Origin of the sequence: Rummeliibacillus sp. NPDC094406 (assembly GCF_044763875.1) — a bacterium.
Taxonomy (GTDB): Bacteria; Bacillota; Bacilli; order Bacillales_A; family Planococcaceae; genus Rummeliibacillus.
In genome coordinates, this window is sequence record NZ_JBIWGZ010000010.1 from 35,159 (window position 1) to 58,669 (window position 23,511).

The window sequence follows — 23,511 nt, forward strand, 5'->3', positions numbered from 1 at the left end:
ATACCTTTAAAATGTTATCCAAGTGTACCTTCATCAAGTACTGGTAATACCCTATGAGCATGCACCTGGAATTGTTGAACTTGTAATACTTTTAAAAAGAGATCCATTACGATTTTTTCACGTAATTTGCCAAATTCCCCTTCTGGTTTTACAGTTTTTGGTGAGAAATCAAGTTCAAAGAAATTAGCACCTATTAATTCACCATATGGTTGCTCATTGTATCTCACAAGATTTTGGAAGAAGTTTTTGTCTAATCGAGGCACTTCACCATTATTGTCATTTAAGAAATACGATTTGCCACTATCAGATACACCAATAATAGGGGAGATTAAGAAGTCACCATGTTTAAGCTCAGCGAATCCACTAAACGGTACAGTCACAATTCGATCGTGGAGGGTACCTTGACATTCACTAGAAGAATATTCGATATTTTTTCGAATATGTCCTGCTACAAATAATTTTGCTTTCTTTACTTTAAAAAAGCCTGGAATGTGGTGACAATGTTCATCAGAAGCTTTTTCAAATTCCACAGGGATAAGTTTTACTTGCGTTAAAAAGACATTCTTTGTTACACGTTTAATCTCTGTTGCTTTTGGATCAAGGTCGATATCTGCCTCTATTACAATTTGAAGCTTCGTTTCCGCAAGCACAACTGGCACCTTAAATATAGGGCACGGGTTGTCAGTCTTCTTAAGGTCGATATTTTTATCATGGAGCGGAATCTGTTGCATTGGAGTTATTTCACATGGCTCACTATGTTTATGACATTTCTTTGACATACATTAACATCTCCTTTGGTTTGTTTTGAGCTTTTTCAAACTCTACAGTAATACGATATGTTGGTTAAATCTTGTTGAATAGGCTAATAGATTAGTTAATCCAAGTATACTTTTAATTGGCATATCCACATTAACGGGCGTAAGGCCCGCATTGCAAGACTCAAGAACAAATACCCAATCTTGATGCATGTACCTTCTATATTACCCCTAACATATTAGGATCGTCTTAATCTTTTGTATCTGTGAAGGGATAACCATTAAGTTAAGATTTACCTTTTGTTGGAGTTGAATGTTCTTTTGTTCATAGTGTTGTTTTGACGGGCTCTTTATGTTATTTAATAATTTCTTTAATTGCTTACAACCTCTTTTTCTTCATATAATCCTTCTTCCTCCAAATCATCAAACTTATTTGATTCTGTACGAGATTCGGAATGTCCAGAGTCATCATTTTTGAAGTAGATCTAATTCATCAAAATTAATCCATCGAGTATTCATGCCATCCACTCCATAAATAAGATTTCCTTTTATTTATGCATGCTACCTAGCTTTTATTGGTTCTTTATAGAACCGTCTCAAATATATCGATTTTTTTCTAATAAAAAAGACAACTCACCATTATGATGAGTCGTCTTTGTATAGGAATGATTAATTTAGTTTTTTTATGAAGACTACTTTTAAATAATTAAATTCTGGAAAGTCTCGATTTGCACGAAAATCTTTTGGTAGTCCATATTGGTCGATAATTTTATATTTTGTATTAGTTTCTTTAAACGCTTGGTCGATAAAGGTTTTGAATTTTTTCATGCCAAAGCTTGCATTATTTGTTGAAGCAACGATGATACCGTTCTTTTCAGTAATGGCAATGGCATCTGCTAATAATTTTGGATAGTCTTTCGCAGTTGAGAAGGTCATTTTTTTAGTGCGTGCAAAACTTGGTGGGTCGAGTACGACTAAATCGAATTTTAATTCATGTCGAACAGCGTATTTGAAGTAGTGGAAGACATCCATTACTTTAATATCCTGTGCTTCGTAGTCAATACCATTAACACTAAATTGCTCAATTGTTTTCGCTAGACTACGTTTTGCAAGGTCGACACTTGTGGTTTTTGTAGCACCACCTAATGCAGCAGCTACTGAAAAAGCACCTGTATAAGAGAATGTGTTTAACATATTTGTGCCATCTGCATAATGATCGCGAATAGCACGACGAACATCACGTTGATCAAGGAAAATACCCGTCATTGCGCCATCATTTAAATTAACAGCAAAGTTCATGCCATTTTCTTTAACAATGATAGGGAAATCACCTTCAGTTCCCATAACAAAATCATCTTGGTCGATATATTGACCTTTTGTATCGAAACGCTTTTTCTCATAGATCGCTTTGTATTCAACAAGATCATTTAAAGCATTGTAAACATGTTCTCTAAATGAATATATTCCTTCGCTATACCAGCTCACCATATAGTATCCATCGAAGTAGTCAATTGCTAACCCACCAATGCCGTCGCCTTCTCCGTTAAAAATGCGGAAAGCTGTAGTGTTGCTATCACTAAAATAATCCTCGCGATGAGATAGCGCAATTGTTAATTTCTTATTAAAGAAAGCTTGGTCGATTTGTTCATGTTCTTTTGTTGTTAAAACCCAGCCGATCCCTTTATTCTGGTTGCCATAATAACCAGTTCCAATATAGCGGTTATGATGATCAACCAAACGGATGATCTCGCCTTCATCTTCTAATAAATCTTTATTTTGAATTGCTTCTTTTAATATAAGTGAATAGCCTCTATTAAGTTCAGCAACATACTTAGGGTCTACTCGTAAAGTGAGAATATTTGTCATCATGTCATCCTTAATGTTTATTTTCCTCATTATCGCATTTTTCAGGAAGAAATGCGAAGGTAAGTATATTAAGTGTTGGCTAATGAAGCAATGAGTATTTAACTTTGAAGCTACAGCTACTCTAGATTACAGTCCAATATTATTTGAGTAAAGTTCTTTAATTTATTGATACGTGCTGCATACTATACATGTTTTCTTTTTACTTAAAGGAAGAATATCCATCGTTTACTGAAAGATTAACTATAATATGAGCAACCAACTCCCCAAAAAAAAATCACGGTTTATCCACGGAAGTTTGAAATGAATCCGCTTAAACAGAAAAATCAGTGTCACTACCTAATAGAAAAAAGCATTTCGACATAAAAAGCTTAAAACGCTTTTTGTGTGTAAAAAAAATCCAATTAAATTTCGAAAGTATTAAAAATCGCGCAATGATATGTCATTTTGTATTATTTGTAATAAAAAGTAATAGCATTGTAAATGAAATCGCGTTGTTTCTTCATCAAAATTCCCATAATATTAGTGCATAAGCTATTAAGAATTCAGCAAAGTTAATCGGATCATCAAATATAAATAATATTAATGACGGAGGAACATCATCTATATGAACAAGAAAAGCGTATTAAAAGTAATTACCGCAAGTGCGTTGACTCTAACACTTGGCCTTGGGACATTGTTAGGAGCAGCTCCTCAAGAACAAATACAAGCACAAGCAAAAACAGACATAGAACATACTTCAAATAATATTACAACCGTATCTAGCTCAAAAGCTGTCAAAATATCAGGCAAATATAAAACAAAAGCAGCGCTAAACATGAGAAAAGGTGCTTCAACAAAATATAAAAAAGTCACTACTTTAAAAAAAGGTGCGGTTGTTACTGCTACATATAAGAAAACTGTTAGTAACAAAAAGTGGTATAAAGTAAAATATAAAGGCAAAACAGGCTGGGTTTCAGCATCCTATTTAAAGAAATATACAAAAACTAAAAAAGTGTCTAATGCAGTAGCTGGAAACGAATTAATCAGCATTGGTCGTCAATACTTAGGTGTTCCCTATGTATGGGGCGGTATGTCTCCATCAGGATTTGACTGTTCAGGATTTACAGCATATGTTTACAAAAAAGCAGGTTACGGTACACTACCTCATAGCAGTAATACACAATATTCTGTTACAAAACGAGTAAGCAGTCCAGATGTTGGTGATTTAATTTTCTTCGGTGCAACACCAAGTAGCAATACAATTACACATGTAGGAATCTATGCAGGGAATGGTCAAGTGTTACATGCAGCAGGTAACAAAGTACAATTCCAAAGTGTAGCGAAAGGTAGCTATTGGGCAGCTCGCGTTATCGGTTATGGTTCACTATAAGTAAGTTTTATGAAGAAAAATAGAATATGTTGAAGGAATTTCTTTCTTCATTAAAAGAAAGTCACACTTTTTGTCCAGCTGGATAAGAAGTGTGGCTTTTTATATTGGCGCTGTTAAATATTTATTGTTGATAGCTGAAAAAGAATAGATATTGGCTTCACATGTGCTCCTCGAGGATTGTTACGAAGTGAACCGGGGTGAAATTGCCCTTTTTAATGTTTAATTTCATTTGTGGTTGGCAAAGGCTGAATGTAGTCAAAATCAAGGAGGCAACTTTCTATGAATATCAATAAACAACAAAAGGGTGGACAGCCCGCTCAAACTCAGGATAAACAACCAGGCATTGAGTCAATTATGAACCCGGCTCCTATACAACCACTCAATTATATAGGGAGTGACAAGCTTAAAAGTCGTGTAGCAATTATTACAGGTGGCGATTCGGGTATTGGTCGAGCGGTGGCGATTGCTTTTGCAAAAGAAGGTGCCGATATTGTAATAAATTATTTAGAAGAGCATGAAGATGCAAATGAGACGAAGAAACTTGTTGAACAGGAAGAAGTTAAATGTCTACTTATACCAGGGGATATCTCAAAAGAAGCAACTTGTAAAGAAATTGTCGATCAAACAATAAAGGAATTTGGCAAAATTGATATCGTTGTTAATAACGCAGCGGTACAATATCCAGTAAAAAATTTTACAGAAATTACAACTGAGCAATGGCATAAAACTTTTGCAACAAACATTGATCCAGCGTTTTATTTAAGTAAACATGCGATACCACATTTAAAAGAGGGAAGCTCGATTATTACGACAACGTCAATTACTGCATATAAAGGACATGAACAATTGATTGATTATTCAGCTACCAAAGGAGCTATCGTAGGTTTTACACGAGGACTTGCACAAAATGTAGTGGGTAAAGGGATTCGTGTGAATATGGTAGCACCCGGTCCTATATGGACACCCCTTATTCCATCCACATTTGATGCTCAGGAAGTAGCGATCTTTGGAGCAGATACACCAATGAAGAGACCAGGACAACCACGTGAATTAGTAGGTGCATATGTGTTACTTGCATCGGATGAAGGCACTTACATGACTGGGCAATGCATTCATGTAAATGGAGGTGCTATCATGAATTCATAAATTAAAAGCGGCTCGCCCAGCGTTATCGGATCAAATAAAAACGCTAAAAAAAGCTCTAGTAAGAGAACGTAATATTCTCTTCTAGAGCTTTTTCCTTATGATTATGCTTGTGTAGCAGTTCCAATGCTTGAAACGATTTCTGCCACGACAATTTGACTACCAAGTAATGGAGATTCTTTTGGTGCTTCACCAGGCTTAGATTCAGGGCGTTTATGAGCGTGTTTGAACGCATCACTTTCACGCCATTTTTTGAAGCCATCAAGATTTTCCCAGTACATGTTTACGCTCATTTCATCATACTCTTCAAAATCTCTGCAAACAGCAACTTCTACTTTTATGAATCCTTCAAATGATTGCAATGCACCAGGACGAGTGAAGTTTGGCGCCATTTTTTCTGCAAAGCCTTTTTTTACTTTAATACGGTTCGTAACTACGTACATGTAAAATCGCTCCTTTTCATTCAATTGCATATCTTCTATGAAATCTTATATTATTTTAAGGCTTCTATGCAAATGAGAACCATGACAAGACAATAATTTCTTGAGAATTTATTTACTAATTTGAAAAAGGACATTTCAAGCGTTTTGTACTGTGTTCTGTAAAGACATTACAAATGTCGATAGCCTGCGAAATGGTTTTTCCAATAGGATTCATATACTGAACTTACTTGAACTTTTGTACCACTTGCGCTGATAAATTTACCATTTCCCATGTAAAGGCCAACATGAGAGATACCAGATTTATATGTATTTTTGAAAAATACTAAGTCTCCTATTTTAGGTGAACTTGTAGCTGATGAAATGGAATAAAATCCTGCAGCACTTGTGCGATAAACAGAAATGCCAGCATTCTTGTAGGCATAGTATATTAATCCGCTACAATCAAATCCACTTTTTGAAGATCCGCCAAAAACGTAGGGTACACCTTGCACAGATTTTGCAATAGATACTGCTGATTGCAGTTTGGAATTGGCAGTAGATGATGGAACGCTACTGCTAACTTTCTTTGTAGACTTCTTAATTTTTAATTTTTGTCCAACTTTAATTTTTGTTGATTTTAAGTTATTCCAGCTCATTATGGTTTTATAAGATACACCATATTTTTTGCCGATTTTTGAAAGTGTATCACCAGCTTTTACTTTGTAAGTAGTAGAAGAAGTGCTAGATTTACTTGAAGATGAGCTTTTTTTAATTTTTAATTTTTGTCCAACTTTAATCTTTGTGGTTTTAAGATGGTTCCAGCTCATGATGTTTTTATATGAAGTATGGTATTTTGCACCAATTTTTGATAAAGTGTCACCGGATTTAACTTTATATGTAGTAGTTGCTGCTGAAGCAGTGAAGTCACACATTGTCGAGAAAAGCATCACTGAACTTAGTGCGACTGCAGATAGTTTAAATTTTTTCAATTTTTATCCCCCTTATAATTTTGCACAAGTTTAATTATAAAGAACTTAAATGGCAAAATTGTGATAAGAATATCAAATTAGTATTACAAAATGAGGTACTATTTTACAAATTGAAAAAATTGAGCTAGATGGTGATATGATTTTCATTTATTTGAGTGAATCAAAAAAACACCAGCAACCATTGAGGGGGCTACTGATGCCTATAATAAGGAGAGTTCTACATTTTTGCTATACAATTTTTCAACTTAATAAAAAGTGTTGTGACAAAATTGCATAGCTCACTAACATTTACGAAATGTCAGCTATTAGAATAAGGGAGGGTTCAATTCCTACTATTCTAATTGGTTAATATTATAGGATGTTAGAGCGTCAAATGCAATACACTAACTATAAAAATAGTGAAAAATCAAAAATTTCCAATACAGATAAATCTAGAAGTAAATAGGTAACGAATCAGTATAGAAAATAGATGGATGGGTATGTCAAATTTGAGTCATCAAAAATGTATTTTCGGACACAAAACAGCATTTTAATAGAATTTTATATTAAGTTCATGTAAAATATAAGTAAAGAATATTCGGAAATATAGCCAACCGTTTTAGCGATATGCATGTACAAGTTAAGGGGATGATTGTATGTTGAAAAAGCTATTAAGGTTTTTAGGTTTTATACAAGATGATCTAGATGATGATTATGATGATACAATACACCGTTATGATGCATAGTATTAATCAAATAGTTAAGCTGATGGTGTTATATTGATCAGTTTAGCTATTTTTTATTTCTTTAAGCAATAGATAACTTTATTTGGTAAAATAAAGAAAAAACATAAAGAGAGAAAAAAAATGAAAAAATATCACTTAAAACTGCAGCATTTAATAATTGGTGTTGCAATTTTAGCATTCCTCTTAACGATTGCAAGTAGTCTGTGGAGCAGTTATCGTATGAACAATCAAACGTTAATGGATAACACATTAGAAACTAACCGAGTATATGCTGAAAAACTAGCAACTACCGCTAATAATTATTTAACCGAGACACTTCAAACCCTTGTGTATAATTCAAATACTATCGCAAAATACATAGATAACGAAGAAAGACTTAATGCAGAGGCTGATCGTCTGAGAATGCAAACAAATACATTTAACTCGATTTCTATTGTCGATACAAAGGGAAAAGTGCTGGCCACCTCTCCGCAAACGCTAGAAATCAAGGGTAAAGTCTTAACATCCAAAGCTATAAAAGATGCCATAAGAGAAAAAAGACCAATGATTTCAGATCCATATAGAGCGATTACAAATCGTGAATTAATATATATTTCGGCACCTATTTTTAATAAGAATGGTAAATACTTAGGTCTTGTAGGTGGAACAATTTATTTGGAAGAAGCCAATATTCTCTATGAGTTATTAGGGAAACATTTTTATGATGACGGTTCATATGTTTATGTAGTAGATCGAAATGGCCGTATTATTTATCACGAAGATCGTTCACGTATTAATGATGTAGTGACTGAAAATCCTATAGTTCAAAAAATAATGAATCACGATAAAAGTGGTGTACAAAGAGTAACCAATTCAAAGGGACAAGATATGCTAGCTGGTTTTTCAACTGTAGATACCGCTGGTTGGGGAGTTGTATCACAAAGACCAACAGAAATTTCATTACAGCCTGCAGAAAATATGGTGAAAGAAACGCTCTATGTAGCATTACCGTTACTCATCATAACTTTAGCCATCATTATTTGGGCAGCAATCAGAATTTCAAGACCATTGCAACGATTAGCCGAATTAACAGAGAGTAGCATGAAAAAAAATGAAGAAAAAAATCTATCTGCTGTTTCAGCATGGTATTACGAAGTGATACAACTAAAAAATGCATTAATTCACAGTTTAAGCTTTTTGCATCAACAGGTAAATTTCTTTATGGATCAATCAACTACAGATCCATTGACAGGATTAACAAACCGACGAACATTAACTGCTAAAATGGATGAATTGATAAATGCAAAAACACCATTCTCTATTATTTTAATGGATATAGATCATTTTAAACTGGTTAATGATACTTATGGACATGGTGTAGGAGATGAAGTTTTACAATACTTAGCATATAAAATGAAAACTGTCACTCGAGCAACCGATTTATGTTGTCGTTATGGTGGAGAAGAGTTTATCGTCCTTTTACCAAACACTACTGCTCAAGAAGCTTTTGAAGTCGCAGAAATTTTACGGAAAAATCTTGAAAATACATCCAGTCCTACAGGAAAAGAAATAACAATTTCATCAGGTGTAGCTGAATACCCGGAAACAGAATATACTGCTGTTAAGCTAATTGAACAAGCAGATCAATGCTTATATCAAGCAAAAGAACAAGGTCGAAACCGTGTTATAATGGCGAATAGCTTAAACCCAACTAGATAAAGTAGTTGGGTTTTTTTATATTTTGTAAGATTAGATTTTGAAAAAACACCTAAAATAAAAGTTACTTCATCATCACAATTAAATAAATTCGTAATAGCTACTCTTTTTATTTATTTTGAAAAGCTCCATAATAGAGGAGGAATGAGATAGGGGAGAGATGATGAGTTATTTAAGTTTAGTATTCTTTCAAGTAGTCGCACCTATTTTAGTTTTACTTGTCGTGGGTGGAATCATGCAACGCAAGTTTCAATTTAACTTGAAAGCATTGTCGAATTTAATCACATATTGTTTAATGCCATCAGCTGTATTTGTTAATATATATGAAACAAAAGTGAACCCAGCAGTTTTAGGGAAAATATTACTCTATTTATTTGCTTTTAGTATCAGTTTAATGGTTATTAGTACGATTATTAGTAAGGTATTGAAGCTTGAAAAAAAGAAAGCAGCAATCTTCAAAAATAGTATTGTCCTTATTAACTCTGGGAATTATGGAATTCCGGTAAGTCAAATGGTATTCCATGCACAGCCATTAGGTACAGCAATTCAAATCATTACGGTAATTTTTCAAAATTTAACGACTTATACATACGGATTGTATAATTTGATTTCAACGACAAAATCCGGATGGGAAATCGCCAAAAGTATTGTTAAATTACCGATTGTACATGGTTTAATACTGGGTGTTATTTTAAATGTAGCGAATATTCAGTTGCCACAGTTTTTATCCATTGCTGTTGGACATACGGCCGATGCTTTTGTTGCAATCGCGCTACTCACTTTAGGGGCACAGCTGTCAAAAATTCACGTTAGTACGATGTTTAATAAAATGTTATATATGAGTTGTATCGGCCGATTACTTATGGGGCCGTTAGTCGGTTTCGCATGGATTACCATTTTCGGGTTCCATGGTGTTGTGGCACAGTCTTTATTAATAGCAAGTGCTTTTCCAACTTCAAGAAACAGTGCCACTTTGGCTTTAGAGTATGACGCCGAGCCAGAACTTGCTGCACAAACAGTTCTTTTTACAACCGTTGTTAGCTGTATAACTGTGACCATCGTGATTTATGTGGCGAAATTATTATATGTATAAAGGAATCAATATCAACTTTAAACTAATTACAAATGAATTAATTGAAATTTAAATTTTTAAGAGAGCCTTGCTACATATTGTAGCAAGGCTCTCCTTTTTAATATGATGAAATCTTAAGAAAATCTTCATTCTTTTGCCACCTAATTATTAAGATTTATTCCATATACTTGTTAATAGATTGATTGTAGAGGGAGGATTACGAAATTGATTAAGCTACAAAATATAAATCATACTTTTAAAATTGGTAAGAAAGGAAGCGAAAAAAAGGTTCCTGTATTGAAGGATATTTCTTTTTCGGTAGAGCAAGGAGAGATTATTTCGATTGTTGGTAAAAGTGGATCTGGTAAATCAACATTATTAAATGCAATTGCTGGTTTTTTGAAGCTGGAGCAGGGGTCAATTATGATACATGGTAAAGAAACGACTAATCTAACAGAAGCAGAGCATGCAAAATTCCGCTCTAAAAATATTGGCTTCATCTTTCAAAATTTTCAGTTGATGCCAGGATTAACAGCTTTTGAAAATATCGAATTGTCTTTGAAAATTCAAGGTATGGGCAAAAATGCACGCTTTCAAGTAGTTCAAAACATTTTACGAAAAGTAGGTTTAGAGAAAGTATCAGATCATTATCCAAATGAATTATCTGGTGGTCAACAACAACGTGTTTGTATTGCTAGAGCGCTTGTGACAAATCCACCCATTATTTTAGCGGACGAGCCAACTGGAAGTTTGGATTCTGAAACGGAACAAGAAATTTTACAGCTGATTATGCTATTAAATGAATCGATGGATATTACATTTATTATCATCACCCATGATGAAGAAGTAGCGAATATAGCACATCGAAAATTCCGTATGCATGATGGTGTATTGAAGGAGGCTGTTCCAAGTGCAGTTTAGAGATCAAGTTGATTTTGTTCGGCAACATGTAAAGAAAAACCGTATGCGAATTTTCACGACTATATTAGCAACAACGATGGGCTGTGCTTTTTTAATCGTATTAGCATCGATTGCATTTGGACTACAAGGTTCAATTAAGAAAGAAATTTTAACAGATAGTGCTGTGACGAAGATCGAAGTATATAATTCCGATGAAAAGGGCATCGACAAGAAAGCCATTAAAGAAATCCCGAATGTTCAGGCGTTAGGTGAAACAACTCAAATTACAACTGCAATAAATCCAAATGTGAAATTTGATAATCGTTCCGGTTTTGGCGATGTAAAATTTAATAATTTTGAAGAACAACAAAAAGCTAAAATTAAATTATCGAAGGGTACATATCCTACAAAAGAGAACGAAGTTGTTGTTGGCTATAATTTAGGACAAAACTTATTGACGAAGAAGGAAGAACAAAGTATTAAAGAGGAAAAAAATGAGGAAGGAACATCAAAAAAAGGTTATCAGCATTCATTATTAGGTAAAACGATTTCCTTATCCTTTACACCAGAGAATGGAGATAAACATACGAAGGTACGACAATATAAAGTAGTTGGAATTGGAGAGAAGCCTTCTAAAGAGTGGGCTATGGATACGAGTATACAACTAAGCGATACTATGAAGCCTAAAATTCTAAAGGATTATAATGCAATAGTCGATAAAGCGATGAAAGAAAAAGACTTTTACTATGTGAACTACTCTGTTTATGCAACTGATATTGAAGCAGTTAAAGGTGTGCTAAAAGAGTTAAAGGCAATGAATTTGCAAGTTTATTCTGTAACCGAACAATTAGATCAATTAAATGTATTTTTCCTAGCCCTAAAAGTGGGACTTATTTTTGTGGGAACAATAGCGGTTTTAATTGCTTCTATTGGTATTTTCAATACGATGACAATGGCTGTTACTGAACGTACACGTGAAATAGGTGTGATGAAGGCGATTGGTGCCGGTCCAAAGTTAATTCAAAGATTGTTTGTAATGGAAAGTGCTTATATAGGTATTTTAGGAACAGTTATTGCAATTATCATTTCTTATATCATTAGCTTTTTGGCGAATTTTGCATTGCCAAAAATCTTAGATGCGGTCATGCCTGATAGTGGTATTGAAAAAGCAGGAATTCAATTTTCAACGATACCATGGGAGCTTGTCGTAATTGCATCATTGATTAGTATAGGTGTTGCTATTATGAGCGGTTGGCGACCAGCACGAAAAGCGACAAAAGTTGATGTTATTCAAGCATTACGTCAAGAATAAAAGTGGGGCGCCCATCTAGCTTCAACATAATCTTGACTAGCAAAAATTAATAAAGACTGTAGGAAGCTCAATTTTCATTGTCTCTCCCATGGTCAGTAACTAGCAGGAAGAGATAAAGAACCAACGAAAAACAATTTGTTTTTTGTTGGTTCTTATCTTTTTAGAGACTTATTAGACAACGCATCCTTACTTATTGATAAACAGATACTTTCTTTATTTTTTCCTGTAATCCTCGTATAGATCTAAAAGAAATAAAGCAGATTTCCCCATTAGACATTGTAACAGTCCGATTTTTTTTATCAATTTCCTGGACATGATCTATATTGATTATAAAGCTTTTATGACAACGATAAAATCTTCCATCAAGTTTTTCAATGTCTTTTAGCTTTCCATAAAATTCATAGTGTCCATTTTTAATTTGTAATTGAACCTTATGAATTTGAGTAGATGTTGAAAAATAACAAATTTCATCATAGGGTATATTTTTAATCAATTCTCCAATTTTCACTTGAAAAAAGTGTCTTTCATCAACAAGGCCTAATTGCTTATATTTTTGATAAGCAGTTTCTAATGCAGCTATTAGTTGGAGGGTTAACTCCTCTTGTTCTCTTTTAATAATAAAATCAAGTGCTGCAATTTTATATGTAAAAGTCAATTGAAGCATTTCTGCGTGAGTAGTCACAAAAATGATACTTGATAGTGGGTCATATTCACGAATTTTACTCGCCAATTCTAATCCTGTTATATGACTTTCTAATTCAATATCCAAAAAATAACAATCAGCTTGATTTTTTTCTATATAAAATAGAACATCCTCAGGTTTAGAAGTAACTAGGACAAAATCTATACCAGAGTGTTCAATGAATGCATATTGTTTTAGCTTTGTGTGAATAAAACGAAGTTGTGATTCATCATCTTCACAAATAATTACTTTCACTTTTTGCGCCTCCTAAACGGAATCTCAAATTCTTGTATAAACCAATCCTCTTCGATTCGTGTATTCATAATTACTTGTGGATATCTTTCTAAAATATATTTAACATTAGATAAACCAATTCCGCGATCCTTTCCTTTTGTGGAAAAGGATTCATTGTAAATATCCTTTAAATTAGTGATTTCTTCTCCCATTGTATTCCGAATAATGATGATTACTGAATCTGTTCGTGTTTTAAAGAAGGCAAGATTAATCACTCCCGATTCTACCAACTTGTTTGCTTCAATGGCATTATCTATTAGAATACCCATAATTCGAGTTAAATCTATAATATTCATATAAATGCTATTGATTGTTTCGGGTATTTCGATACTGATTTTAATGCCTAGCTCATCCGCCTGTAGAGCTTTAGTGGCTATAAGCCCTTTTAATCCAAGTAGTTGTAAATTATCCAGATTGCCTAATACATTATTGTTAAAAGAAGCATTTGCCTCGGTTTTTAAAATATGCTGTTCAAAATATTTTTTTAAATCATCTAAATTATTGTTATCTAAATAGCCTTTCATCGTAAGTAAAATATTGGCATAATCGTGACGGAACTTCTGCATATCGCGATTGACATGCTCAAGTTCCTCTACATATATTTTAAATTGTTCATTTTCTACCATGTTTTGCTTCACTTGGTTCTCCTTTTTTATGTTGTATAAAAGTAAAGCGAATAAAAAAAGCATTAAAAGAAAATAGCCTATTTGAATCGCTAAGTTAATTTTTACTAATTCTATTGCATCTTTATTACCAGGAATAAAAACATTTAAATAAAGAACTATAACCGTTATGCTAGAAATCATAAAGATAGAAACTTGTGCAATTAGTGGAATATCTAAACGAGCCCACATTTTCATAATAATAATCTGTTTATAGCCGTAAACAAATATAGAGAAAAAAATAATAAAAAATACATAATGCAAAGGAAGATACATAACACCTTTTGGAATTAGAGAATTCTCGAGAAGCTGTGTAAGTTGGTCTGCTAACATACCTATAAAAAATATAGTACATATATCTAATAACGTTCGGATATTTTTTGAAATTATATAAAAAAAGACTGCAGTGAATAGAAAAAGAATTATTATACCTAACCAATCTACAAGAAATAAATAAACAAAACTAGATGGTAAAATAATTAATCCAATAATTGCTAAAATCAATTTAATATTTAATCGGATGTTCAATGTATAGATTAAAGCAATAAAAATGGAACTATATTCAATAAAAGCAGAAAATATGAAGCTATTCGTCAATTAAAACCCTTCTTCATTTAGAATTATTTTTTTAAAGGGATGGTTTTTTTGGAGTTCTTTAGGAATTTCCTCTTCATGAAAAAACAATGTACAAGAATTTACAACAGCTTGGGTTCCTACAAATAAGGCAACACTTGATAATCTAGAAAGAACATAGTTGTTAATGCATTGTATTACTTTATAAATTAGATTCATGTGTTTTTCCCCCTAATATTATTTGAATTAGAATAGCTAAGCTTTGAATGAATAAACCTTGAACCACAAATATTTGAAAAGTTATTGGCAAAATATTTATAAAAATGATAACCACAAACAATCGTATTCGTGCATGCTTTTTTAAATAATTGTGATGTTCTTCATTAACAATACGATGTTTCAAAGTTTCAACAGGTGCGTATGCAAAAATTATGTATACTGAGAAAATACTAATACCCCAAACTAGCCACTGTGGTAATTGAAACAAAACTAAAAATGCAGATAAAAATGGAAATGAGATAATACTCCAGAGTATACAAGTAAAAGTAGTAGAAAAGTGATACCCGAAGCATTTCTGCCGAAGTAAATAGAATGTTAGATGTGCAATAAGGGTTGGAACTATACAGTTTAGTACAAAAGCAATTCCATAAATAATTATTGTTTTATATACATCAGATAAAATTATTTGCATGCCAAATCGTATTTTCGCTTGATCCAGCTGTGTATAATTTTTTTGCTTTATGAGTGTATTAATAATAGCTGATTCAATTCCAAACATTTATATCCTCCTCACATCCAACAATATTTTAACAATATTTTAGTTATTTTGATATATATGATCATTAACGTCGAGAAAACAGTCTTGACCGTTCAATAAGGTATATTTTTTACTTGTATTTATATGGGTATGCGGATTTATAACTCACTATCGAACAGCCGTCTTACTTGAATTAAAAAATAGCCTAATATTTTTTCTGCTAAGCCCCCCGCTAAGCGCAAAAACCGCATGAGCCAACTGCGTCGTCTCATGCGGTTCGTTCTCGCGCTTTATACAAGGCGTCTTTGTCTAAATCAATAAAGTAAAATAATCTTTAAAAAAACTATAATCAAATTTAATAGAGCCAAAAAAAGACTGTAAACAAACTTAATCTTAAAGAGTTTGTCTACAGTCTTTTGTGGATATTTTGTCGAATTATGTTTAATTGAGAATATTAGTGGTATTGAACTTCTTTCAGTACATCGATCTTGTTGATCTCGATACCCATTGCTTTTGCAACGCCTTTACCATATTTGGGATCTGCTTTGTAGCAGTGGATGATATGACGTTCTTTGATGAAGTATTCAACGCCTTCCATGTTACGAGCTGTGTTTTCAAAAAGACGTTGTTGTTCATCTTCGCTCATGATGTTGAATAATTTACCTGGTTGTTCAAAGTAATTATCATCATCTTCTCGGAAGTCATGAATATCTGCTGGACCTGCTTCTTCGCTTGGATTTTTGTACTCAGGTTGTTCTTTCCATTCACCATAGCTATTTGGCTCGTAGTGTAATGTGCTACCTAAATTGCCGTCTGTACGCATTGCACCATCGCGATGGAAGTTGTGTACTGGACATTTTGGAGCGTTTACTGGAATTAAGTTATGGTTTACACCTAAACGATAACGTTCAGCATCAGCGTATGCGAATAAGCGAGCTTGTAACATACGGTCTGGAGAGAAGCTAATACCAGGAACTACGTTTGAAGGAGCAAATGCTGCTTGTTCAACTTCAGCGAAGTAGTTAGCTGGGTTACGGTTTAATTCGAATTCACCAACTGGAATTAGTGGGAAGTCTTTTTTATACCAAACTTTAGTTAAATCAAATGGATTGTATGGAAGATTTTTGGCTTGTTCGTCAGTCATCACTTGGATTGACATAGTCCATTTAGGGAAATCGCCTTTTTCAATTGATTCGTAAAGGTCACGTTGTGAAGATTCACGATCTTTTGCTACAACTCTTTCTGCTTCTTCATCAGAAAGGTTTTGGATACCTTGTTGAGTTGAGAAGTGGAATTTCACATAAACGCGTTCGTTATCAGCATTAATCATTGAATAAGTGTGAGAACCAAAACCGTGCATATGACGATAGTCAGTTGGGATACCACGATCGCCCATGACATAAGTTATTTGGTGTAATGCTTCGGGAAGATTTGTCCAGAAGTCCCAGTTGTTATTAGCGGAACGCATATTCGTACGTGGGTCACGTTTAACAGCGTGGTTTAAGTCAGGGAAATGCATTGCATCACGGAAGAAGAATACGGGCGTGTTGTTCCCAACTAAATCCCAGTTACCTTGTTCTGTGTAGAATTTTAATGCAAAACCGCGGATATCACGTTCGGCATCAGCAGCACCACGTTCACCAGCTACAGTAGAGAAACGAGCGAACATTTCTGTTTTCTTACCAACTTTTGAGAAGATTGCTGCTTTTGTATATTTAGTAATGTCATGAGTTACGGTGAAAGTACCGAATGCACCTGAACCTTTTGCGTGCATACGACGTTCTGGAATTACTTCACGGTTGAAGTTTGCTAGCTTTTCAATCAACCAAACATCTTGTAGTAAAACCGGACCACGTTTACCAGCAGTCATAGAGTTTGTGTTACTTACGACAGGAGCACCAGCGGCAGTAGTTAACTTTTTGTTGTTGTCATTTGTCATGAATTAATTCCTCCTATAAAAAAAATAGAATTACCTCTTCGAAAACAACTATAACAGATTAGAAATTGAAAGTAAATTATAATCATTCTATTTTAGTAATTTTTATCTTAAAAAAAGAAATATAAAATGGTAAACAATTAACGTATTATCAATAAAGTCTTTTTGCAGCAGAAAAAATCAACATTTATGAATGTGACAGATTCATGACGCTTTAATTATTAAAAAATAAAGAAAGTATTGGTTATGCCGGATGATTTTATTTTCTCATTAATGTGAAAAATAAAATGAATAATTGCATATTATAATAATTATTATTATCAATTTATCTATAAGAATGAGCATAATTGAAAATGGTATCAACTGTGTAGAACGAGATGGATTTGTGCCATCTTTACAATGAATTGACATATTTATGGAAAAATAATAAATTTATGAAAAGGGAAATAGGTTAACAAAAAAAGCTTTTATGCCCCCTATAGAAGTTTAGTAAGTTAACTACAAAAAGGAGAGTAGACAACAAATGAATTGTCCAATTTAAAATGCCTCTATAGCAGAAGATAAATTGTATTTAATAGGGGGATTAATATGCGTTTTAATCGTAATTTCTATTTGTTATTAATTGGTCAGTCGATTGCTAATTTAGGCGACTCCTTTTATATCATTTGTATTATTAGCACGCTATATAAGATAACCGGATCTGCAACGGCAAGTGCATTTGTGCCATTTACTATTACTATGTCTATGTTTATATCGAGTATTTTATCTCCACTTGCTATGAGAAAATGGTCATTAAAATCATTATTAGTTAGTTCACAGATTGGGAAAACAATCCTGCTGTTGTTCTTAAGCCTGTTTATCGTTTTTTTCATTAATGAAGAAAATTTCTTTTCTATTTTCATAGTAATAGCAGGTATTGCATTACTTGATGGTTGTGCAAATCCCATTATGTATTCGTTACTACCTCATTATGTAGAAGAAAGTCGACTGGTGAAGGCTAATAGTATAGTAGACTCTGTTTCACAAACGATCCAAATTGCATCTTGGCTTTTCGGAAGTTTACTTTTAATTTGGATGGGTACCAATGCTTTTGCCTTGCTCGTCGCAATTTTATTTATTATTTCTTCTATAATGTTTGGTTGTTTAACAACTGTTAATATTCAAAAAAATCAAGAGAAAATAAGTATGCGCGCGAGCTTAACGCAAGGCTGGAAAATCATTCGGAAAACACCGCTTTTAAAAGTGCAGCTAAGTATAGAAGTACTAGAAACAATGGTCAGTACCGTTTGGATTGCTTCGATACTCTATGTATTTGTAGAACAGGCATTACAGACCAGTCAAAAGTGGTGGGGCTTTATCAATGGATCGTTTTTTATAGGTTTATTACTTGGCAGTTTATATGTTATGAAAAATGCTACATTAGTGGATGACCGAAAATTTCTCTTCATCTTAATGGGTTCTATTATTACTACAGTCAGTACAATACTCTTCGGTTTAACAAGTGTACCGATTGTTGCACTTGTTATGTCAGGATTGATGGGGATGTTTGGACAGTTAAAGAATATTCCGCAGGCTACAATTATTCAAAAATCTGTTCCGACAGAGGAACTACCAACTGTCTATGCATCAATGGGTACCGCAACTTTAAGTATGTATGGCGTCATGGCATTGCTAGTTGGGGTTTTGGTAGACTGGATTGGCGTTCGTATTGTATTTTTAGGATCTGGGTTATTATTGTTTGTAGGGATGATGATCATCTTGAAAAGTAGACGGCTATTTGTATAGGTGAATGGATGTCTGAAGTTTTTACTTTGGGCATCTTTTTATTTCTAATTTTTCTAAAATAATAAAAGGTGTTTATAGGATTTTTCATTTACAATAGAATTAGATAATTATGTATTATAATACCAAATAATAATTACATTGGATGTTCATTTAAAGAGGTGCTCTATGAAAAGAAAGTTATTTATTATTGGCTGTATCATGATTTTTCTTTTCACCATTATAAGTAGTTTTAACTATTTTAATATTTTCGAGCCAAATGGCCCGGATGCTAAAAATGGTGTATTAGATTTAAGTCATTGGGATTTTGAGAAAAATGGAAACGTGAATTTAGATGGTGAGTGGCAATTTTATGGGGGGGATTTAATCACACCGGATAATAATCCGCACACCTTCAATGAGTATAAACATAAGCTAACAACTATTCATGTCCCAGGAAATTGGAATGATCAAAAGAAATATAAAATCGGTACGTATCGTTTGCTTATTAAGTTGCCTAAAGACGGATCATATGGAGTTAAAACCGATACAATTCGAAACGCTAGCAGATTATTTATAAATGGAGTTGAATCCGGAGAAACAGGGAACCCAACGAAACATATGGGGGAATATCAGTATAGTGACGAAAAGTATGTAGCATATAGTACAAGTAAAAACAATGAAATAGAAATCGTTATGCAAGTAGCATCTCCGGATTATCCTGTGGTAGGGATTGTTAAATCAATTGAATTTGGTGAAAAGGAGAAAATAACCACATCAAAAACCATCGATATTTTGTTTGATACAGCACTTTTTTCAGGTTATTCTCTATTATTTATTATGTATTTCGTCACTTTTCTCCAAAGAAGAAAAAACTTGTATGAATTGTACTTTAGTTTATTTTGCCTTTTTCAGGGGTTTTATATTAGTTCGTTAAATCAACAGTTGCTATTTATCGGAACGCCTGAGATGCCTTCTTTACATAGAGCGTTTTTTCAATTGTCATTTTTTCATTTAGCATTGCTATTTTTCCTTTTATTTATATACGACTTTTATAAACCGTATGTAAATAAGCTGATTGTGAAGGTTTTATGTTCCTTAATCATTGTGCAAGAACTAATTGAAGGTATACCAAGTCCAATACTGTGGCTTCATTTGCCGGTTATGGTTGAGAAAATAGGTATGGTTATTATTATCGGTTTTAGTTATTGCTATATATTTTATGTGTTACTAAAGGTATTAGTAAAAAAAGTGGAAGGCTCTGAGTATCTCTTATTTATCGTGACATCGTTTGGGTGTTATGGATTATTAGTAGGATTGCACTTTTTGTTTGAAACGCATATTAACAATGAACCATTCCTTCTATTTTTAATCATGGTTATTGGAATGTCTTCATTAATAGGTTTCCGACATCAACATGCTTTTATAGAGATAGATCGTTTATCGAAAGAATTGATACGTATGGATGAGATGAAGAATGAATTTTTGATGAAGAGTTCTCATGAATTAAGAACGCCTTTGAACGGTATTATTAATATTTCAAAATTTTTAATAGAAGGAAATAATGGTATATTAAAAAAAGAACAATTAGAAGCGGTTATTTCTATTCACTCTGTTGGGCGTCGATTAGAAAGAGTTGTAGAGGACTTATTATATGCCGATAAAATGAAGATCGAGGATATTCATCTAATTCCGTCACCAGTTAATATCTATATAGTGGAAGAAGTTATCAAAGAACTATCTTATTTAATTTCATCGGAACATAATGTAGATTTGATTAATAAAGTTCCAGCTAATTTACCGCCAGTTTACGTAGATGAAAGTAAATTGAAGCAAGTATTTTTTAATCTAATCTACAATGCCATTAAATTTACTAAATACGGAGAAATTACTGTTTCAGCTAAGGTGAAAGGCGAAGAAATGCAAATATCTGTTGAGGATACAGGCGAAGGAATTACAAAAGAAAACCTTGAGAAAGTTTTTGCATCCTTATATCAAGTGCATGGTCGAGAATCAGAAGGGCTTGGACTAGGATTAAGTATTACAAAGCAAATAGTAGAAGCATCTGGTGGGCAAATTTGGGTTACATCTGAAGTAGGGAAAGGTTCTATTTTTACCTTTACTATTCCATTGGCGAATAGTAACCAACTAAAAGAAGTTAATACGGAAGAATATGCAGCATCGATTGAACCAAACAACACAAAGGTGATAGAGCGATTTAATCGTCAATCGCAATTTTTGCAATTACCTCTTCAAATAGAAGGGAAAAAATCATATACCATTTTAGTTGTTGATGATGATCATACAAATTTAAAAGTAATGATTAATTGCATACGTTCTATGGATTATACAGTTATTGCTGTTGATAATGGCGAAAAAGCTATTCAAATAATAAAAGAAGAACCGATTGATTTATTAGTATTAGATTTAATGATGCCCACTATGTCTGGCCTTGAAGTTTGTAAGATTGTACGACAGGATTATGATTTAACGGAATTGCCAATTATTATTTTAACAGCTGCAGGACAACTAACTGATTTGGTCGTATCCTTTAAAGGAGGGGCTAATGATTTTTTACAAAAGCCTGTGAATATGGAAGAATTGAAAGTTCGTATAGATTCATTGTTACTAATCAAGGAATCTTCACAAGAAGCGATAAAAAATGAATTGAATTTCTTATCAACTCAGATAACTCCACATTTCTTGTACAATACATTTAATACGATTATTGGATTGAGCTATAAAGATCAAGAAAAAACTAGAGAAGCACTGCAATGTTTATCAATCTATTTCCGAGCTAAATTAGATTATAAAGGTCAAAATAATCTTATCCCGTTAGAAAATGAAATTGAATTAGTACAAGCCTACTTAGCAATAGAAAAAATGCGATTTGGTGATCGATTGCATATTGAATATGATATTGATGAGAATATTAAGGCTGTAATACCTTCTATGACAATTCAACCGCTAGTAGAGAATGCAGTACATCATGGAATTGTTTCGAAGCAAGACGGTGGGGTTGTTAAAGTTGTCATTAAGAAAGTAGAGGAAGGAATAAAAATAGTAGTAGAAGATAACGGAGTGGGCATTCCGATTCAAAAACAAGAAGAATTATTAAATGAAAGAGGAACAAGAATTGGTTTCTCTAACCCATTTAGAAAATTAAAGTTAATTAAAAAAGCAACATTTTCATTGGAAAGCACAGAAGGAAAAGGAACGAGAATTACAATAATATTACCTGAGGTAGGATATAATGAGAGTCTTATTAATTGATGATGAGGAACTTTCTTTAGAAGTAATGGAAATCATGCTTCATAAAATACCGAACATTGAAATTGTAGGGAAATACAACAATCCTATTGAAGCGTTAAAAGACCTGGATGAAGTGCAAGTCGATGTCATTTTCCTTGATATGGAGATGCCTAGTATGCATGGTCTTGAATTTGCAGAGAAAGTGATGGGGAAGCATAGTGATATTGAGGTGCTTTTTGTAACAGCCTATCCGCAATTCGCTTTAGAAGCATTCGAGGTTAATGCGATTGATTATTTATTGAAGCCTGTTAGTATGATGAGATTGCAAAAGGCAATAAATAAGATAGAAGAAAAGTTAGTTTTGTATCAGACTAGAGAACAGCTTGCTGATCAATCAAAAAGTATATTGCGTGGCTACTTTATGGTTAGCTTTCAGTTAATTGACTATCAAAATAATGAGGTGAAATGGCGTACAAAAAAAGTAAAGGAGTTATTCGCATTTCTATGGCATAATGGCAAAAACCCTATACACAAATCGCTTATTATTGAGGAACTTTGGCCGGATAAGCAAGCGGAGAAAGCTGTGTCTTTACTACATACGACCATCTATCAGCTGAGAAAAACATTAAAGGAAATTGGTGTAGAAAATCCTATAACACTAATAAACGATCATTATAAATTATCAGTTCAATTAGAGGCGGATGTGCTTGAATTACAGGAGATCATTCAATCTGATAGTTTAGATTCAAAAAAAGTTGAAAGAGTAATTGAACTGTATAGTGGAGACTACTTAGAAAATGATGATTTTATTTGGTCGATTCAACATCAGCAAGAATTAAAGCAAGAAGTTCTATGCTATCTTCAAAAGTTTGTCGTAAGTCCAAAGTACGAAAAAGATTATACAAAGTTAGTTGGGGTATGCTTAGATAAAATGTTCGTTCTTAATCCATACGATGACACGATTATGTATCAATTATTGGAGTATTATTGTGAGTTAAACAACACAAGAAAAGTGAAAGAAGTATTCCAAGTCATTACACATCGCTTAAAAGATGAATTAGGAGTAAGTATACCAACTAATATCGTAGAGTTGAAAAATAATTATTTTAATAAATTTTAAAAAGGCTTATGATTTCTAGCTTTATAGAAATCATAAGCTTTTTTGTGTGCAATAAAATGATAGAGAATAAATAATTGGTAATTAAGTAATGGTTTATTTATTGAAAATATATATAAAACGACATTTTCGGGTATTAAGAATTATAAAAACGCTAATTCAAGCTGAATGGAATAACAAATATATGATACAACAGGCACTTTTACTTACAGCGAAATATAAATTTCAG

General features: G+C 33.1%; 18 protein-coding genes. 9 read left to right on the top strand and 9 right to left on the bottom strand.

The features are described from left to right. Positions 1-14: 14 nt before the first annotated feature. Both ACIQ4I_RS19585 and ACIQ4I_RS19590 read right to left on the bottom strand, forming a co-directional pair. Positions 15-779, bottom strand: a complete 765-nt coding sequence (locus ACIQ4I_RS19585) for a CsxC family protein (protein WP_403099188.1) — start codon at positions 777-779, stop codon at positions 15-17. A 645-nt stretch (positions 780-1,424) separates the two neighbouring features. Next, positions 1,425-2,621, bottom strand: a complete 1,197-nt coding sequence (locus ACIQ4I_RS19590) for a class I SAM-dependent rRNA methyltransferase (RefSeq protein ID WP_403099191.1) — start codon at positions 2,619-2,621, stop codon at positions 1,425-1,427. 604 nt (positions 2,622-3,225) lie between these two features. Here ACIQ4I_RS19590 and ACIQ4I_RS19595 point away from each other — a divergent pair. Together ACIQ4I_RS19595 and ACIQ4I_RS19600 are read left to right on the top strand one after the other, a co-directional pair. Next, positions 3,226-3,990, top strand: coding sequence for a C40 family peptidase (locus ACIQ4I_RS19595; protein WP_403099194.1), 765 nt, complete (start codon positions 3,226-3,228; stop codon positions 3,988-3,990). A 279-nt stretch (positions 3,991-4,269) separates the two neighbouring features. Then, the gene (locus tag ACIQ4I_RS19600) at positions 4,270-5,136 is read left to right on the top strand and encodes an SDR family oxidoreductase (protein WP_403099196.1); all 867 of its coding nucleotides are present in this window, start codon (positions 4,270-4,272) and stop codon (positions 5,134-5,136) included. Between the two features lie 101 nt (positions 5,137-5,237). On the opposite strand, the gene ACIQ4I_RS19605 is transcribed toward ACIQ4I_RS19600, so the two are convergent. Beyond that, positions 5,238-5,576 carry a heme oxygenase gene (locus ACIQ4I_RS19605; protein WP_403099199.1) on the bottom strand — a complete coding sequence of 113 codons (339 nt, stop codon included), beginning with the start codon at positions 5,574-5,576 and terminating at the stop codon, positions 5,238-5,240. Between the two features lie 167 nt (positions 5,577-5,743). Further along, positions 5,744-6,544, bottom strand: coding sequence for a LysM peptidoglycan-binding domain-containing protein (locus ACIQ4I_RS19610; RefSeq protein WP_403099201.1), 801 nt, complete (start codon positions 6,542-6,544; stop codon positions 5,744-5,746). Positions 6,545-7,389: 845 nt separating this feature from the next. Between ACIQ4I_RS19610 and ACIQ4I_RS19615 the strand changes: the two genes are divergently transcribed. The 4 genes from ACIQ4I_RS19615 to ACIQ4I_RS19630 all read left to right on the top strand — a co-directional run bounded on the left by ACIQ4I_RS19615 (position 7,390) and on the right by ACIQ4I_RS19630 (position 12,248). Beyond that, a complete protein-coding gene (locus ACIQ4I_RS19615; protein ID WP_403099204.1) occupies positions 7,390-8,967 on the top strand; it encodes a sensor domain-containing diguanylate cyclase in 1,578 nt (525 codons plus the stop codon). 160 nt (positions 8,968-9,127) lie between these two features. Further along, a complete protein-coding gene (locus tag ACIQ4I_RS19620) occupies positions 9,128-10,057 on the top strand; it encodes an AEC family transporter (protein WP_403099206.1) in 930 nt (309 codons plus the stop codon). 204 nt (positions 10,058-10,261) lie between these two features. Next, the gene (locus ACIQ4I_RS19625; RefSeq protein ID WP_403099208.1) at positions 10,262-10,957 is read left to right on the top strand and encodes an ABC transporter ATP-binding protein; all 696 of its coding nucleotides are present in this window, start codon (positions 10,262-10,264) and stop codon (positions 10,955-10,957) included. Then, complete coding sequence (locus ACIQ4I_RS19630; RefSeq protein ID WP_403099211.1) at positions 10,947-12,248, top strand: ABC transporter permease; 1,302 nt, start codon at positions 10,947-10,949, stop codon at positions 12,246-12,248. Before ACIQ4I_RS19625 ends, ACIQ4I_RS19630 begins: the two co-directional genes overlap by 11 nt. Positions 12,249-12,438: 190 nt before the next feature. On the opposite strand, the gene ACIQ4I_RS19635 is transcribed toward ACIQ4I_RS19630, so the two are convergent. The 5 genes from ACIQ4I_RS19635 to ACIQ4I_RS19655 form a co-directional block, all read right to left on the bottom strand. Further along, positions 12,439-13,185 carry a LytR/AlgR family response regulator transcription factor gene (locus tag ACIQ4I_RS19635; protein WP_403099214.1) on the bottom strand — a complete coding sequence of 249 codons (747 nt, stop codon included), beginning with the start codon at positions 13,183-13,185 and terminating at the stop codon, positions 12,439-12,441. After that, positions 13,182-14,483, bottom strand: coding sequence for a sensor histidine kinase (locus ACIQ4I_RS19640; RefSeq protein ID WP_403099217.1), 1,302 nt, complete (start codon positions 14,481-14,483; stop codon positions 13,182-13,184). The genes ACIQ4I_RS19635 and ACIQ4I_RS19640 overlap by 4 nt, the downstream gene beginning before the upstream one ends. After that, the gene (locus ACIQ4I_RS19645; protein WP_403099220.1) at positions 14,484-14,678 is read right to left on the bottom strand and encodes a cyclic lactone autoinducer peptide; all 195 of its coding nucleotides are present in this window, start codon (positions 14,676-14,678) and stop codon (positions 14,484-14,486) included. It abuts the gene before it with no gap. Next, entirely contained in the window at positions 14,662-15,237 is a 576-nt protein-coding gene (locus tag ACIQ4I_RS19650; RefSeq protein ID WP_403099222.1) for an accessory gene regulator ArgB-like protein, read from the bottom strand. The genes ACIQ4I_RS19645 and ACIQ4I_RS19650 overlap by 17 nt, the downstream gene beginning before the upstream one ends. Positions 15,238-15,670: 433 nt before the next feature. After that, positions 15,671-17,155, bottom strand: a complete 1,485-nt coding sequence (locus tag ACIQ4I_RS19655) for a catalase (protein ID WP_403099225.1) — start codon at positions 17,153-17,155, stop codon at positions 15,671-15,673. A 585-nt stretch (positions 17,156-17,740) separates the two neighbouring features. Between ACIQ4I_RS19655 and ACIQ4I_RS19660 the strand changes: the two genes are divergently transcribed. The 3 genes from ACIQ4I_RS19660 to ACIQ4I_RS19670 all read left to right on the top strand — a co-directional run bounded on the left by ACIQ4I_RS19660 (position 17,741) and on the right by ACIQ4I_RS19670 (position 23,285). Beyond that, the gene (locus ACIQ4I_RS19660; RefSeq protein WP_403099227.1) at positions 17,741-18,937 is read left to right on the top strand and encodes an MFS transporter; all 1,197 of its coding nucleotides are present in this window, start codon (positions 17,741-17,743) and stop codon (positions 18,935-18,937) included. Between the two features lie 165 nt (positions 18,938-19,102). After that, positions 19,103-22,186 carry an ATP-binding protein gene (locus ACIQ4I_RS19665; protein WP_403099230.1) on the top strand — a complete coding sequence of 1,028 codons (3,084 nt, stop codon included), beginning with the start codon at positions 19,103-19,105 and terminating at the stop codon, positions 22,184-22,186. Beyond that, positions 22,167-23,285, top strand: a complete 1,119-nt coding sequence (locus ACIQ4I_RS19670) for a response regulator (RefSeq protein ID WP_403099233.1) — start codon at positions 22,167-22,169, stop codon at positions 23,283-23,285. Before ACIQ4I_RS19665 ends, ACIQ4I_RS19670 begins: the two co-directional genes overlap by 20 nt. The last annotated feature ends 226 nt before the right edge of the window (positions 23,286-23,511 follow it).

Bases quoted from the DNA above. Each gene is read 5' to 3' on its own strand.
- ACIQ4I_RS19585 (WP_403099188.1), bottom strand. From the start codon at position 779: ATGTCAAAGAAATGTCATAAACATAGTGAGCCATGTGAAATAACTCCA.
- ACIQ4I_RS19590 (WP_403099191.1), bottom strand. From the start codon at position 2,621: ATGACAAATATTCTCACTTTACGAGTAGACCCTAAGTATGTTGCTGAA.
- ACIQ4I_RS19595 (WP_403099194.1), top strand. From the start codon at position 3,226: ATGAACAAGAAAAGCGTATTAAAAGTAATTACCGCAAGTGCGTTGACT.
- ACIQ4I_RS19600 (WP_403099196.1), top strand. From the start codon at position 4,270: ATGAATATCAATAAACAACAAAAGGGTGGACAGCCCGCTCAAACTCAG.
- ACIQ4I_RS19605 (WP_403099199.1), bottom strand. From the start codon at position 5,576: ATGTACGTAGTTACGAACCGTATTAAAGTAAAAAAAGGCTTTGCAGAA.
- ACIQ4I_RS19615 (WP_403099204.1), top strand. From the start codon at position 7,390: ATGAAAAAATATCACTTAAAACTGCAGCATTTAATAATTGGTGTTGCA.
- ACIQ4I_RS19620 (WP_403099206.1), top strand. From the start codon at position 9,128: ATGAGTTATTTAAGTTTAGTATTCTTTCAAGTAGTCGCACCTATTTTA.
- ACIQ4I_RS19645 (WP_403099220.1), bottom strand. From the start codon at position 14,678: ATGAATCTAATTTATAAAGTAATACAATGCATTAACAACTATGTTCTT.
- ACIQ4I_RS19650 (WP_403099222.1), bottom strand. From the start codon at position 15,237: ATGTTTGGAATTGAATCAGCTATTATTAATACACTCATAAAGCAAAAA.
- ACIQ4I_RS19655 (WP_403099225.1), bottom strand. From the start codon at position 17,155: ATGACAAATGACAACAACAAAAAGTTAACTACTGCCGCTGGTGCTCCT.
- ACIQ4I_RS19660 (WP_403099227.1), top strand. From the start codon at position 17,741: ATGCGTTTTAATCGTAATTTCTATTTGTTATTAATTGGTCAGTCGATT.
- ACIQ4I_RS19665 (WP_403099230.1), top strand. From the start codon at position 19,103: ATGAAAAGAAAGTTATTTATTATTGGCTGTATCATGATTTTTCTTTTC.
- ACIQ4I_RS19670 (WP_403099233.1), top strand. From the start codon at position 22,167: ATGAGAGTCTTATTAATTGATGATGAGGAACTTTCTTTAGAAGTAATG.